The following is a 12,891-nucleotide window of genomic DNA, read 5'->3' as shown; positions in this document are numbered from 1 at the left end:
CAGACGGAGTCGCCCATTAAATCGGAGCCGGCCGGAGTCCCTGCCAAGGCTATTGCGGGCCTGGAGGCGGCGCGCGGTCCGCCGTCGCAAAACGGAACGGGAGTAACATGAGTTCTGGCGAGTGAGGCTTCGTGGAAGCGACAGATCGCGCCGGGCCGCGCTTGCTGACAAGTGAACCGCAAGCAGGGAGAAGACCGTGCCGGCGAACTCAGAGACGACATTACCTCCCCTTGTCAGGATCATTGGCAAGGCGGGTTCGCCGATGGCGTACACCATTCGGGATTTTCTTCATCGCAGCGACGTGCCTTTCGAATGGGTTCAGCTTACGACTGACGAAGAGGCGTGCTCGCGGGCAGGTGTGGAGCATCTCCATGATCCGCGTCTGCCAGTTTGTGTATTTCAGGATGGCAGCCGAATCGAGGCACCAACCGTACGCCAGATTACGGAGAGGCTCGGCTGGTTCCTCTCCCCGTCGCGTGCCGAGTACGATCTTGCCATTTACGGTGCGGGCCTGGCAGGTTTGAGCGCCGCCGTCTACGCGTCATCTGATGGGCTCAAAACTGTTCTGATCGAGCGATCTGCCATCGGCGGGCAAGCCGGCAGCAGCTCTAGGATTGAGAACTACCTTGGATTTCCCGGAGGAATCAGCGGCGCGGAACTGGCCGAGCGAGCGAGGGAACAGGCGTGTCGCTTCGGAACGGAGATTCTCGTGGCGCGCGAAGGCGTCCGCGGCGAATTCCAGCCGGGCAGGTGCGTCGGCTACCTTGCTGATGGCACGAAGATTGTCTCCCGCGCCATCATCTGTGCGACCGGCGTCGAATACGCGCACCTCGGCTTGCCGAAGGAGGAGGAATATATCGGAGCCGGTTTGTACTATGGCGCGGGCTCGAGCGAAGCTTCGCTCACCCGGACCGAGCACGTCTATGTCGTCGGCGGCGGCAACTCGGCAGGACAGGCGGTGATGCATTTTGCTCCGTTTGCCTCGCGGGTCAGCATCGTCGTCCGTGGTGATTCGTTGGAATCCTCACTTTCGCAATACCTGGTCGATCGCATTTGTGCCTCCACAAATGTGGAGGTGCTTACGCGAACCGAAGTGGCGGGGCTGGAAGGGGATTCCCAGCTTCAAGCGATAACGCTCAAGGATCGCAACACGGGGCAGGAACGCAGGGTTGCCACACACTGGCTGTTCGTCTGTATCGGCGGTGTGCCACACACTGAATGGGCTCCAGAGTTAAGGGTCATGCGGGACGAGCGTGGTTATTTGATGACAGGTCCCGACCTTCTTCGCGACGGGCGGCAGCCGCCCAACTGGCCTCTCGATCGTGACCCGTATTACCTGGAAACCAACGTTCCAGGCCTCTTTGCAGTGGGTGACGTTCGTCACGGTGCGGTGAAACGCTGTGCCTCGGCAGTTGGCGAGGGTGCAATGGCCGTAGCGTTCGTGCACCGGTACCTGGCGGAAGGCTAAGACCGGCTTTTAAGCAGCCCCACAGACGCTCCAAGGTCGCCGTTTCGGGGTGATAGGGCAAGCCGACGGCGGACGAGTTCGCTGCCATTCGTCCGGGCAGATAACCCAATCATATGGCGCCCATGTAACTGCGCCGAGTCAAGCGCCCGGTTTCAGGCGGGAACACACGCCACGTACCGTCATCGTGCTGGAAGAAAAAAAGTGTGATCGAGCCTTGCGGCCGCAGTGCTTCGACGCGGACATAACGCCTCCAATTAGAGTGCGTGCGACTGAACCGGGTTACCCGAATCGGCGTCGCCGGAGTGGGTGTCAGCCATTTTTCAACCAGCAAGCGCAAGGACTTTTCTGCGATGCTCATCTGCTTCTCCTTCAAACAGAATGCTAGCTAAGGCGCGTGGTCAGAGAGCCTTGACCAGTTCCGGCACGGCGCTGAACAGATCAGCCTCGAGGCCATAGTCGGCCACGCTGAAAATAGGTGCCTCAGGATCCTTGTTGATCGCGACGATCACCTTGGAGTCCTTCATGCCGGCCAAATGCTGTATCGCCCCAGAAATGCCTGCGGCAATGTAGAGCTGCGGTGCGACGATCTTCCCCGTTTGTCCCACCTGCGAATCGTTCGGCGCGTAGCCCGCATCCACAGCGGCGCGGCTGGCGCCCAGGCCCGCCCCCAGTTTGTCGGCAAGGGGTGTCATGACTTCGGTGAATTTCTCGGCACTGCCCAAGGCTCTTCCGCCACTGACAACGATCTTTGCGACCGTCAGTTCGGGTCGATCGCTCCTCGTGAGTTCACGGCCCACGAAGCTGCTTTTGCCGCTATCGGCTACCGCTTGCACATGCTCGACACGGGCACTGCCACCAGTCGCCGCCGCGGCGTCAAACGCCGTGGCGCGCACGGTGACGACCTTGGTCGCATCGACGCTCTGCACGGTCGCAATCGCATTGCCGGCATAGATTGGGCGCTCGAAAGTGTCCGGGCTGTTGACCCCGGTGATGTCGCTTATCTGGGCAACATCGAGCTTCGCCGCCACGCGTGGGGCGATATTCTTACCGTTGGCCGTGGCGGGGAAGAAGATGTATCCGTACTCGCCAGCGATGGCGAGCACCTGCGCAGCGACATTCTCGGCGAGGTTCTCGCTCAGGCTGGCGCCATCGGCCACGATGACTTTGGCCACGCCGGCGATCGCGGCCGCCGCTTGAGCGGCGCCAGAGGCTTCGCAGCCGGCGACCAGCACGTGGATCTCGCCGCCGACACGGGCGGCGGCAGTCACGGTGTTGAGGGTGGCGGGCCTGACGCTTGCGTTGTCGTGTTCGGCAATAACGAGTACGGTCATGTTTCCTTTCTCCTCTTTCAGTCTCTCAGATCACTTTGGCTTCGTTCTTGAGCTTGTCGACCAACGTAGCCACGTCGGGCACCTTGATGCCGGCCCCGCGCCTGGGAGGCTCGCAGACCTTGAGGGTCGTCAGGCGAGGCTTGACGTCCACGCCCAGGTCCTCGGGCCTGAGTGTATCGAGCTGCTTCTTCTTGGCCTTCATGATGCTGGGCAGCGTGACGTAGCGCGGCTCGTTGAGGCGCAGGTCGGTGGTGATGACCGCCGGCAAGGACAGCGAGATGGTTTCCAGGCCGCCGTCGATTTCACGGGTGACCTCAACCTCGTCCCCTTTGACTTCCACCTTAGAGGCGAAGGTAGCTTGCGGTAGATCGGCCAGCGAGGCCAGCATCTGGCCCGTCTGGTTGGCGTCGTCGTCGATGGCCTGCTTGCCGAGGATAATGAGCTGGGGTTGTTCCTTGTCGACGATGGACTTAAGGAGCTTGGCCACAGCTAGAGGCTGGAGGTCCTCGGCGGTCTCAATGAGGATGGCACGATCGGCCCCGATGGCGAGCGCCGTGCGCAGGGTTTCCTGGACTTGGGCAGCGCCGGCGGAAATGGCAATGATCTCGGTGACGACGCCTTTTTCCTTGAGGCGCACCGCCTCCTCGACCGCAATCTCATCGAACGGGTTCATGCTCATCTTCACGTTGGCAATGTCCACACCGCTTGCGTCGCTTTTCACGCGAACCTTGACGTTATAGTCAATGACCCGCTTGACGGGCACCAGAACCTTCATGGGCTCAACTCCGGGAATGTTGGGGAGGACGACTCGGACACGCGCACGGCATGTCCAAAGTGGTTCTTTACATTACAATACACTAGCGTACGAAATAGTCAAGCGCAAATTGACTTGGGACGCACCCTCGTACAGATGCCTCAAGCAGGCCCGATCAGGAATCCGCTGACAGGTAGGTCAGCAGGTTATGTTTCATGGTATCGAGCGTGACGGCCGCGGTTTCGAGCTGCGTATCGGGCAGTCCGGCGAGGATCTGTTGGTTGAGCTGATGGCTGAGCTTGCGCATCTTCGTAATGAGCTGCTTGCTCGTGGGCTCAAGAAAGATGCGGTTGATCCGGCGGTCACCGGCGTCGGCTTCGCGGCGCACGAGGCCCGTTTTCTCCAGCCGGTCGATCAGCCCGCCGATGGCCACCTTGCCGAGATCCAGCTCCTCGGCCAGCTGCGATTGCGTCATGCCGTCCTGGCGCGATAGATAGGCCAGCACCCACCATTGGGAGCGTGTAACTTTCATCGGCTTGAGGCAGCGGTCGAATGCGCTGCGCCGCAGGCGTGAGACGTCGTGGATGAGGAAGCCGAGCCGTAGCTCCCAGTCGGTACTTTTTGCGTCGTTGCTCATCTGTTTTCCGGATTGGGTGATCTTTTACTTTGCGGATGTGAACATTTTACAGACACACAGTACCCAGGTGTGCGACCGGTTGTGTCATTCGCGGGTGAGCCGGATCAGGCGCTTGCCGAGGTTGTCGCCGCGGTAAAGACCGGCGATCGCCCCCGGCGCCTGATCGATGCCGTCGAGCACGTCCTCAAGGTAGCGCAACTGTCCCGAGCGCAACCAGCCCGCCAGGTCGTGGAGCGCGACGTCCTCGTGTTCGGGGTGGTCGAAGATGACGAAGCCTTCGATGCGGGCGCGCTTGACGAGCAGATGCCGCTCGATGCGCGGGCCCTGCGGCGGCGGATCCCAGCTCGCGACCGACGCCGTTCCGCAGATGACGACGCGCGCGCCAATGTTCAGGTGTTCGTGGACAGCGTCGCTGACAGGGCCGGCGGTATTGTCGAAGTAGACGTCCACGCCACCCCCGCAGGCAGCGGCGAGCTGCTGCGCGAAGTCCGGCGTCTTGTAGTCGACGGCTGCGTCGAAGCCGAATGATTGGGTGCACAGCTGCGTCTTCTGTGGGCCGCCCGCGATGCCGACCGCGCGGCAACCCTTGAGTTTCGCAATCTGCCCGACGCAGGAACCTACGGCGCCGGCGGCCGTGGAGACGACGACCGTCTCGCCGGGCCGGGGCTGGCCTATCTCAAGCAGGCCATAGTGCGCGGTCACTCCGTTGATTCCCAGCACGCCCAGCGCGGTCGAAGGCGGAAGGTCGGTCTCGGTGACCTTGCGCCGGATTGCCTCGGCTTCCACCACCGCATAGTCCTGCCAGCCGAAGAGGCCGGTAACGAGGTCGCCCACGCGATAGTCCGGATGACGTGAGGCCTCGACGCGCGCGACTGCGAAAGAGCGCATGACACCGCCGACAGGCACCGGATCAGAATAATTTTTCACTGCGCTGACCCAACCGCGCATAGCCGGCTCGACCGACAGATAAAGGTTGCGCACCAGCACGCGGTTCCCGACCAGCGTAGGCAGGGCGCTCTCGACGATCTGGAAATGCCGGCTCTCCGGGATGCCCTCCGGGCGTGACTTCAAGAGCACCTGGCGGTTGACTGTAGCGGTCATGTACGTCTCCTTCTCAACGTTCTCACCGACACCCAACATCGGCGGATTTTGTGGATTCAAAAGCGAAGCGCAACGCCCCCTTGTTTCCACGAACGCTGCGCGAAGCATGCGAGCAGCATCCGCTCAATCGGGTTTTCCCGCATCCGTGTGCCTGAATGGACCGCAAGTGTTGCGCTTCACTTTTGAATTTTCCTTTGCTATAGTACGCATGTGTACTATGCATATGTACACGTTATATTAACACATCTTGTGGAGAAACCCGATGGCAGGCCTGTGGTTCGAGCAGTTCCGTGTCGATCAGGTGTTCGAGCACGAAATCCGGCGCACGGTGACGGAGGCCGATAACGTGTGGTTCTGCGGCGCCACCTACAACCCGGCCGCTGTCCATATCGACGCCGAGTACTGCAAGACTACCGAGTTCGGGCGGCCACTGATGAACAGCATCTTCACGCTCGGCCTGGTGATTGGCCTGTCCGTGCAGGAAACGACGCTGGGTACCACGGTGGCTAATCTTGGCATGACGGACGTGCGTTTTGCGTCGCCGGTGTTCGCCGGGGACACGATCCGCGCGGTGACGACGGTGGCCGAGTTGCGCGAGAGCCGCTCGCGGCCGAATGCGGGCATCGTCACTTTCGTGCACCGCGGACTCAACCAGAGCGGCGAGGAAGTGGTGACCTGCCGCCGCCAGGCGCTGATGCTCAAGAGGCCGGCATGAAATTGCGTTCGATGCTTTTTGTGCCGGCCGACAGCGAGCGCAAGCTCGACAAAGCCCTTGGTAGCCGCGCCGACGCCTTGATTCTCGATCTGGAGGACGCGGTCGCACCAGCCCGGAAACCAGCGGCACGCGAGGCCGCCGCGGCCTTCGTGGCCGCGCAGGCGAAGGCGCTTCCGGCCAGCCTTTTTGTGCGCATCAACCCGCTCGACTCAGGCCTTGCCCTCGACGACCTCGCGGCCGTGGTCGTGCCGGGACTCGCCGGCATCATGCTGCCCAAGACCACGAGCGCCGAGGATGTGCGCCGGCTTGGGCTTTACCTCGATGCGCTGGAGTCTCGCGCCGGCATGGCTCGGGGAACGGTACACGTCGTGCCGGTGGCCACCGAGACCGCGCAGGCGATGCTGACGATGGCGTCCTTCGTGCCTGGCATTCCTCGCCTGGCAGCGTTGACCTGGGGAGCGGAAGACCTGTCGGCTGCGCTCGGCGCAATCTCGAACCGTGAGGCCGACGGCAGCCTTTCGCCGCTCTACGTATTCGCCAATTCGATGTGTCTGTGCGCGGCGGCCGCGGCCGGCGTCGACGCCATCGATACGCTGCACGCCGACTTCCGCGATGGCGACGGCCTTGCGGCCGCCTGCGCCGTCGCGAGGCGCCGTGGGTTTCGCGGAAAGATCGCAATCCACCCCGACCAGGTGGACATTATCAACGAGGCGTTCACGCCCTCGGAGGCGGAAATTGCGGCCGCACGCCGCATTGTCGACGCCTTTGCCGCCCAGCCGCAGGCGGGCACGCTGAGCTTCGACGGCGTGATGGTCGACCTGCCGCATCTCAAGCAGGCCCGGCGCACGCTGGGCCTTGACGACTAACGACGGAGACAGGAAACAATGGACTTCACAATCCCCGAGGACCATCGCGCAATCCGAGAAGGCGTGGGCGCCATCGTGCGCTCCTTCGGCGACGACTACTGGCTGGCGCGCGACGAGGACGGCGAGTTTCCACGCGAATTCCACCAGGCCATGGCGCGCGCCGGCTGGCTCGGCATTACGATGCCGCCCGAGTATGGTGGCGCGGGGCTTGGCGTGTCCGAGGCGGTGGTGATGCTGCACGAGGTGGCGAGCCACGGCGGCGGCATGGCGGCGGCCTCTACCGTTCATATCAACCTGTTCGGGCCGCACCCGATCGTGGTCTTCGGTACGCCGGAGCAGCGCCAGCGCTGGTTGCCGGGGCTGGTGGAAGGGCGCGACCAGTGCTGCTTCGGTTTCACGGAACCCGATGCGGGGCTCAACACCACCGCGATCAAGACCTTCGCAGAGAAGGTGCCAGGCGGCTACATCGTGCATGGCCAGAAAGTCTGGACTTCCACGGCGCAGGTAGCCAACAAGATCATGCTGTTGACGCGCACGACCAAGCTCGAGGACTGCGCCAAGCCGACCGACGGAATCACGATCTTCTATACCGAGCTCGACCGCAGCAAGATCGAGGTTCGCCGCATCGCGAAGATGGGCCGCAAGGCGGTGGACTCGAATGCGATCTTCATCGACGGCCTGTTTATCCCCGAGTCCGATCGCGTCGGTGAGGAGGGCAAGGGCTTCGGCTACATCCTGCACAGCCTGAACCCGGAGCGCCTGCTGGTCGCGGCCGAGGCGATCGGCATCGGCCAGGACGCGCTGCGCCGGGCGACCAGGTATGCCCGCGAGCGTATCGTCTTTGACCGGCCTATCGGGCAGAACCAGGGCATCCAGCATCCGCTGGCGGAGCGCTGGATGGCGCTGGAAGCAGCCTGGAACATGGTGCTCAAGGGCGCCTGGCTCTACGACCAGCACCAGCCCTGCGGCGCGGAAGCCAACAGTGCGAAGTTCCTTGGTGCGCGGGCCGGCTATGACTCGGCGCTCCAGGCGGTGCTGACGCACGGCGGCTTCGGTTACGCCAAGGAATACCACGTCGAACGCCTGCTGCGCGAAGTCACGGTGACGCGCATCGCACCCATCACCGAACAGCTCATCCTCTCCTTTATCGCCGAAAAGGTGCTGGATCTTCCCAAGTCATACTGAAAACGGAGTGCCGTCGTGATCAAGAGAGAATTATTTCAACCGGAACACGAGACCTTCCGAGATACGGTGCGCCGCTTCATCGACAAGGAGATCGCACCGCATCACGCCCAATGGGAAAAGGATGGGATCGTGCCGCGTGAACTGTGGCGAAAGGCGGGGGCAGCCGGCCTGCTGTGCTGCACCATCCCGGAGGAGTATGGCGGACTAGGCGCGGACTACCTGTTCGACGTGGTAGTTTTTGAAGAGATTGGGGCCGCCGGTTACACCGGACCGGGCTTTCTGATCCACTGTGACCTGGTCGCTACGTACATCAAGTCCTTCGGCAGCGAGGCGCAGAAAAAGTACTGGCTGCCGAAGATGGTGGCGGGCGAGGCCATCGGCTCGTTGGGCATGACCGAGCCGCATGCCGGGTCCGATCTGAAGGCTATCCGGACCAGGGCGGTGCGCGACGGAGACGACTATGTGATCAACGGCCAGAAGGTCTTCATCTCCAACGGACAACTGTGCGATGTGCTGGTGCTGGCGACCAGGACCGACTCGGCCGCGGGCGCGAAGGGCATCACCCTGTTCCTAGTCGATACCAGCCTGCCGGGTTTTCGCCGCGGCAAGAACCTGGACAAGCTCGGCATGAAGGCGCAGGACACCTCGGAACTGTTCTTCGACGATCTGCGCGTGCCGGCGTCGGCCATGCTGGGCGAGGAAGGACGAGGCTTCGAACTGATGATGACCAAGCTTGCGCAGGAACGACTTGCGCAGGCGATCCGGTCGGCGGCCGTTGCCGAGCGTGTGATCGAATACACCATCCAGTACACCGGCGAACGCAAGGCTTTCGGCAAGACGATCGGCGATTTCCAGAACACGCAGTTCAAGCTGGCGGAGCTGGCCACCGATACGGCGGTAGGGCGCCAGTTCACCGACAAATGCATCCAGCTGTTCATGGAAGGCCGGCTCGATGCCTTCGACGCGGCGATGGCCAAGATGTACCTGAGCAATCTGCACTGCCGCGTGGTGGATGAGTGCCTGCAACTGTTCGGCGGGTGGGGCTACATGTGGGAATACCCAATCGCGCGGGCTTATGCCGATGCTCGTATCGTCAAGATCGCGGGGGGCTCCATCGAGATCATGAAGCACATCATCGGTCGGCAGTTATTCGCGGATTTCCGGCCGCGAACAGAGGCGCGCTAGCGAGCGGTTGGAGGCAATGCGGTTTTGAGACCGCTTTAAAAAAGACAGGAGACACGTATGGAAGACTCGATGAGCGATCCGTTTCGCGCGGATGTGCTGCGCGGTAAGCGTATTCTGGTGACCGGCGGTGGCACCGGCCTTGGCAAGGAGCTCGCGCGTGCCTTCGTGGCGCGCGGCGCCGCCGTGCACATCTGCGGACGCCGTCCGGCCGTGCTCGAGCAGACCGTGGCCGAACTTGGCGCACAGGCGCAGCATGGCGGCTCGATCGAGGCGCATGTCTGTGACGTGCGCGAGGCCGAGCAGATCGAATCGATGGTGGAGACCATATGGCAGACCGGTCCGCTCACCGGTCTGGTCAACAACGCCGCCGCCAACTTCATCGCGCCATCGACTGAGATCAGCCCGCGCGGCTTCGCCGCCGTGCGCTCGACCGTGATGGATGGGGCGCTCTTTTCCACCTTGGCCTGCGGTCGCCGCTGGATCGAGCAGGGACTACCGGGCTCCGTGGTCAGCATGCTCGTCACCTGGGTTTGGACCGGTTCGGCCTATGTGTTGCCCTCGGCGATGGCGAAGACGGCCGTGCATGCGATGACGATGTCGCTCGCAGTGGAGTGGGGCCGTCACGGCATCCGCGTGAACGCGGTCGCGCCAGGTCCCTTTCCAACCGACAGCGCCTGGGAGAAGTTGTCTCCGATTCCCAAAGCCAACGTGGGCGCGGTCTCGTCCGAGCAGGTTCCCATGCGCCGTTTCGGCAGGATCGAGGAACTCTCGAACCTGCTGACCTTGCTGCAGTCCGACGGATGCGACTACCTCACGGGGCAGAACATTGCGATCGATGGCGGACACCACCTTGCAGCGCCCAGCACTTTCGCCGACCTGTCCCAGCTAACGGCGTCCGATTGGGCCGAGGCGAAGGCCGTTGTGCGTTCGCGCGCAGAGGCCGAGAAGGCGGAACGGGCGGCAGGGAAGTAAGGGCGCGATGAAGTACACCTCCGGCTATGAGATCTTCCGCCTCTGCCTGCTGCGCAAGGATTGAACCGATGACTGCAGCCGCCGATCTGCGCCGCTGGGCACTGGACACGCCGCATCGTTCCGCGGTGGTGTTCGGCAACATGCACCTCAGTTACGCTGAACTGGAGGCGCTCGCCAACCGCTATGCGCGGGTATTCCAAAGCCGGGGGCTGGCCCGTGGCGACCATCTCGTGAGTCTGTGCGGCAACCGGCCGGAGGCGCTTGCGATTGCCTGGGGAGCTTACCGTTGCGGCCTCTATCTCACGCCGATGCCGACTACGCTGGCGTTGCCCGAGGCGGTGTACATGGTCGGGAACGCAGAGGCGAAACTCGTCGCGGTAGATGCCGCGCTAGCCGAGTTGGGCGCGGACCTGCGCGCCGCGCTGCAACACGAACCGGTGAGCTGGCTTTCGATCGGCGGATCGATTGAACACTTCGATTCGCTCGAAACCCTGGCAGCGGGCGAGCCGCCGACAGCACGTGCGCACGAGCCGCCCGGCGCCCTCATGGTCTATACCTCGGGAACCACCGGAGCGTCCAAGGGAGTGTGGCGGCCATTGCCGGCGGCCGACTACCGCGGGCCGCCCGCTTTTGCCGCAGACCTTCTGCAGCTCTTCGGACTCGGGGGGAAGGGCGTTCGTTACCTCTCCACTGCGCCGCTCTACCATGCTGCGCCGCTGCGCTTTGCTCTGGCCGTCACGGCCGGCGGTGGCACGGTCCATATCATGGAGCGCTTCGACGCCGAACTGGCGCTCGACTTGCTGGTGCGCGAGGCCATCACGCACAGCCAGTGGGTGCCAACGATGTTCCAGCGCCTGCTGGCGTTGCCCGAAAGCCGCCGGCGCGCCTTCGCGGCCCCGTCGCACCGCGTGGCGGTACATGGAGCGGCGCCGTGCACCGCCACGCTCAAGCAGCGCATGGTCGACTGGTGGGGGCCGATCCTGCTCGAGTATTACTCGGGCAGCGAGGGTATAGGCCTGACGCTGATCGATTCCGTCGAGGCGCTGCGCAAGCCCGGCTCCGTGGGCCGTGCCCGCAAGGGTGAGATCCATGTCCTCGGCGCCGACGGGCAGGAATTGGCGGCTGGAGAGATTGGGGTCGTCCACTTCTCGGGCATCGCCCCGTTCACCTATTTCAAGGAGCCGCAAAAGACGGCGGCCAGAACGAGCGAGCAGGGTTGGCAGACGTTCGGCGACGTGGGCCATGTGGATGCCGACGGCTATCTTTACCTTAGCGACCGGAAGGACGACATGATTATCTCCGGCGGCGTGAACATTTACCCGCAGGAGATCGAGCAGGCCATCCTCGAGGTGCCGGGCGTCTCCGAATGCGCCGTAGTCGGTGTGGCCGACGAGCGATTCGGCGAGCGCCCGCTGGCGTTTGTGGTACCGGAGCACGGCGAGGTTCGGGCGCAGCAGGCGCTGATGGCGGCGATCGAGGCGCACAACCGCCAGCGCCTCGGACGGCTTAAGTGGCCTTCGGAGATCCGCATTATCGAGGCCCTGCCGCGTTCGGCCAGCGGCAAGGTGCTGCGCCGCGTGCTACGCGATCTGCTCGGTCGATGAGGCTGAGATCGAACGCCCGGCATGTGTGGGCGGCGCGTCCGGTCGACGGGTCAGGCGCCAGGCGGTCGCGTTTTTTCACTCTTTAGAAACCACCAGGGAGACAAGCATGTTCCAGCAAAAGAAAGTCATCATCAGTTGTGCGGTCACGGGTGCAATCCACACACCGTCGATGTCGCCGCATCTGCCGGTGACGCCCGAGGAGATCGCCGAATCGTCCATTGCCGCTGCTCAGGCAGGTGCCGCGATCATTCACCTGCATGCGCGCGATCCGGTGACGGGTAAGCCCGACCAGCGGCCGGAGGCGTTTACGCCTTTCCTCGGCCGCATCAAAAGCGCGTGCGATGCGGTGATCAACCTCACGACAGGCGGCTCCCCCTACATGCCGGTGCAGGAGCGCATTCGCCCGGCCGTCGAACTGCGGCCGGAGGTCGCCTCGATGAACATGGGGTCGATGAATTTCGGCCTGTTCCCGATGCTGCAGCGCTTCAAAGAATTCCGGCACGATTGGGAGCGGCCTTACCTCGAGGGCAGCAAGGATCTGATCTTCCGTAACACCTACGGAGACATCGAGACCGCGCTGCAGGAATTGTCATCGAGCGGCACGCGCTATGAATTCGAGTGCTATGACACTTCGCATCTCTACAACCTCGCCCATTTCATCGAGCGCGGCTTGGTGAAGCCGCCTTTTTTCGTCCAGACGGTGTTCGGCCTCCTGGGCGGCATTGGCGCCCATCCGGACGACGTGATGCACATGAAGCGCACGGCCGACCGGCTTTTCGGTAATGACTACCGCTGGTCGGTGCTGGGCGCCGGACGCAACCAGATGAAAGTGGCTGCGATGGCCGCCGCGATGGGGGGCAACGTCCGGGTCGGCCTTGAAGACAGTCTCTGGATCGGGGCGGGGCGGCTCGCCGAGTCCAATGCGGCGCAGGTGCTCAAGGTGAGGGAGATCCTCGAGGGGCTCGGCCTGGAAATCGCAACGCCCGATGAGGCGCGCGAGATTCTGTCGCTTAAAGGTGCCGATCAGGTCGGCTTTTGAGGTTCAGGAGCGGCGAGCGGAGGCGGTCCCGGCA

General features: G+C 63.2%; 13 protein-coding genes. 8 read left to right on the top strand and 5 right to left on the bottom strand.

The features are described from left to right. The first annotated feature begins 262 nt into the window (after positions 1–262). The gene (locus GNZ13_RS21615) at positions 263–1,468 is read left to right on the top strand and encodes an NAD(P)/FAD-dependent oxidoreductase (protein ID WP_172167927.1); all 1,206 of its coding nucleotides are present in this window, start codon (positions 263–265) and stop codon (positions 1,466–1,468) included. 109 nt (positions 1,469–1,577) lie between these two features. On the opposite strand, the gene GNZ13_RS21610 is transcribed toward GNZ13_RS21615, so the two are convergent. From GNZ13_RS21610 to GNZ13_RS21590, 5 genes are all read right to left on the bottom strand, one after another. Beyond that, on the bottom strand, positions 1,578–1,826 hold the full coding sequence (locus GNZ13_RS21610; protein WP_172167925.1) for a hypothetical protein: 249 nt from the start codon (positions 1,824–1,826) through the stop codon (positions 1,578–1,580). Positions 1,827–1,866: 40 nt separating this feature from the next. Beyond that, entirely contained in the window at positions 1,867–2,799 is a 933-nt protein-coding gene (locus GNZ13_RS21605) for an electron transfer flavoprotein subunit alpha/FixB family protein (RefSeq protein WP_172167923.1), read from the bottom strand. Between the two features lie 25 nt (positions 2,800–2,824). After that, on the bottom strand, positions 2,825–3,574 hold the full coding sequence (locus tag GNZ13_RS21600; RefSeq protein WP_172167922.1) for an electron transfer flavoprotein subunit beta/FixA family protein: 750 nt from the start codon (positions 3,572–3,574) through the stop codon (positions 2,825–2,827). A gap of 154 nt (positions 3,575–3,728) precedes the next feature. Beyond that, positions 3,729–4,190 carry a MarR family winged helix-turn-helix transcriptional regulator gene (locus tag GNZ13_RS21595; RefSeq protein ID WP_097389308.1) on the bottom strand — a complete coding sequence of 154 codons (462 nt, stop codon included), beginning with the start codon at positions 4,188–4,190 and terminating at the stop codon, positions 3,729–3,731. 84 nt (positions 4,191–4,274) lie between these two features. Further along, entirely contained in the window at positions 4,275–5,291 is a 1,017-nt protein-coding gene (locus tag GNZ13_RS21590; RefSeq protein WP_172167920.1) for an NADP-dependent oxidoreductase, read from the bottom strand. A gap of 262 nt (positions 5,292–5,553) precedes the next feature. On the opposite strand from GNZ13_RS21590, the gene GNZ13_RS21585 reads away from it, so the two are divergent. The 7 genes from GNZ13_RS21585 to GNZ13_RS21555 all read left to right on the top strand — a co-directional run bounded on the left by GNZ13_RS21585 (position 5,554) and on the right by GNZ13_RS21555 (position 12,857). Beyond that, positions 5,554–6,006, top strand: coding sequence for a MaoC family dehydratase (locus GNZ13_RS21585; RefSeq protein ID WP_172167918.1), 453 nt, complete (start codon positions 5,554–5,556; stop codon positions 6,004–6,006). After that, positions 6,003–6,872: an HpcH/HpaI aldolase/citrate lyase family protein gene (locus GNZ13_RS21580; protein WP_172167916.1), complete on the top strand. Its 870-nt coding sequence runs from the start codon at positions 6,003–6,005 to the stop codon at positions 6,870–6,872. Before GNZ13_RS21585 ends, GNZ13_RS21580 begins: the two co-directional genes overlap by 4 nt. Before the next feature lie 18 nt (positions 6,873–6,890). Beyond that, on the top strand, positions 6,891–8,057 hold the full coding sequence (locus GNZ13_RS21575) for an acyl-CoA dehydrogenase family protein (protein ID WP_172167915.1): 1,167 nt from the start codon (positions 6,891–6,893) through the stop codon (positions 8,055–8,057). A gap of 15 nt (positions 8,058–8,072) precedes the next feature. Further along, positions 8,073–9,242 (top strand): acyl-CoA dehydrogenase family protein, encoded by a 1,170-nt coding sequence (locus GNZ13_RS21570; protein WP_172167913.1) that lies wholly within the window; start codon positions 8,073–8,075, stop codon positions 9,240–9,242. Positions 9,243–9,299: 57 nt separating this feature from the next. Further along, the gene (locus GNZ13_RS21565) at positions 9,300–10,214 is read left to right on the top strand and encodes an SDR family oxidoreductase (RefSeq protein WP_216674960.1); all 915 of its coding nucleotides are present in this window, start codon (positions 9,300–9,302) and stop codon (positions 10,212–10,214) included. Positions 10,215–10,282: 68 nt separating this feature from the next. Next, a complete protein-coding gene (locus tag GNZ13_RS21560) occupies positions 10,283–11,818 on the top strand; it encodes an AMP-binding protein (RefSeq protein ID WP_172167911.1) in 1,536 nt (511 codons plus the stop codon). Positions 11,819–11,924: 106 nt separating this feature from the next. Next, on the top strand, positions 11,925–12,857 hold the full coding sequence (locus tag GNZ13_RS21555; RefSeq protein WP_172167909.1) for a BKACE family enzyme: 933 nt from the start codon (positions 11,925–11,927) through the stop codon (positions 12,855–12,857). The last annotated feature ends 34 nt before the right edge of the window (positions 12,858–12,891 follow it).

Origin of the sequence: Paraburkholderia elongata (assembly GCF_013177735.1) — a bacterium.
Lineage (GTDB): Bacteria > Pseudomonadota > Gammaproteobacteria > Burkholderiales > Burkholderiaceae > Paraburkholderia > Paraburkholderia elongata.
Note: the sequence above shows the minus strand (reverse complement) of the source record. Positions and strands in the feature narration are given on the sequence as shown.

Coding starts and splice junctions, on each gene's coding strand:
- GNZ13_RS21615 (WP_172167927.1), top strand. CDS start 263: ATGGCGTACACCATTCGGGATTTTCTTCATCGCAGCGACGTGCCTTTC.
- GNZ13_RS21610 (WP_172167925.1), bottom strand. CDS start 1,826: ATGAGCATCGCAGAAAAGTCCTTGCGCTTGCTGGTTGAAAAATGGCTG.
- GNZ13_RS21605 (WP_172167923.1), bottom strand. CDS start 2,799: ATGACCGTACTCGTTATTGCCGAACACGACAACGCAAGCGTCAGGCCC.
- GNZ13_RS21600 (WP_172167922.1), bottom strand. CDS start 3,574: ATGAAGGTTCTGGTGCCCGTCAAGCGGGTCATTGACTATAACGTCAAG.
- GNZ13_RS21595 (WP_097389308.1), bottom strand. CDS start 4,190: ATGAGCAACGACGCAAAAAGTACCGACTGGGAGCTACGGCTCGGCTTC.
- GNZ13_RS21590 (WP_172167920.1), bottom strand. CDS start 5,291: ATGACCGCTACAGTCAACCGCCAGGTGCTCTTGAAGTCACGCCCGGAG.
- GNZ13_RS21585 (WP_172167918.1), top strand. CDS start 5,554: ATGGCAGGCCTGTGGTTCGAGCAGTTCCGTGTCGATCAGGTGTTCGAG.
- GNZ13_RS21580 (WP_172167916.1), top strand. CDS start 6,003: ATGAAATTGCGTTCGATGCTTTTTGTGCCGGCCGACAGCGAGCGCAAG.
- GNZ13_RS21575 (WP_172167915.1), top strand. CDS start 6,891: ATGGACTTCACAATCCCCGAGGACCATCGCGCAATCCGAGAAGGCGTG.
- GNZ13_RS21565 (WP_216674960.1), top strand. CDS start 9,300: ATGGAAGACTCGATGAGCGATCCGTTTCGCGCGGATGTGCTGCGCGGT.
- GNZ13_RS21560 (WP_172167911.1), top strand. CDS start 10,283: ATGACTGCAGCCGCCGATCTGCGCCGCTGGGCACTGGACACGCCGCAT.
- GNZ13_RS21555 (WP_172167909.1), top strand. CDS start 11,925: ATGTTCCAGCAAAAGAAAGTCATCATCAGTTGTGCGGTCACGGGTGCA.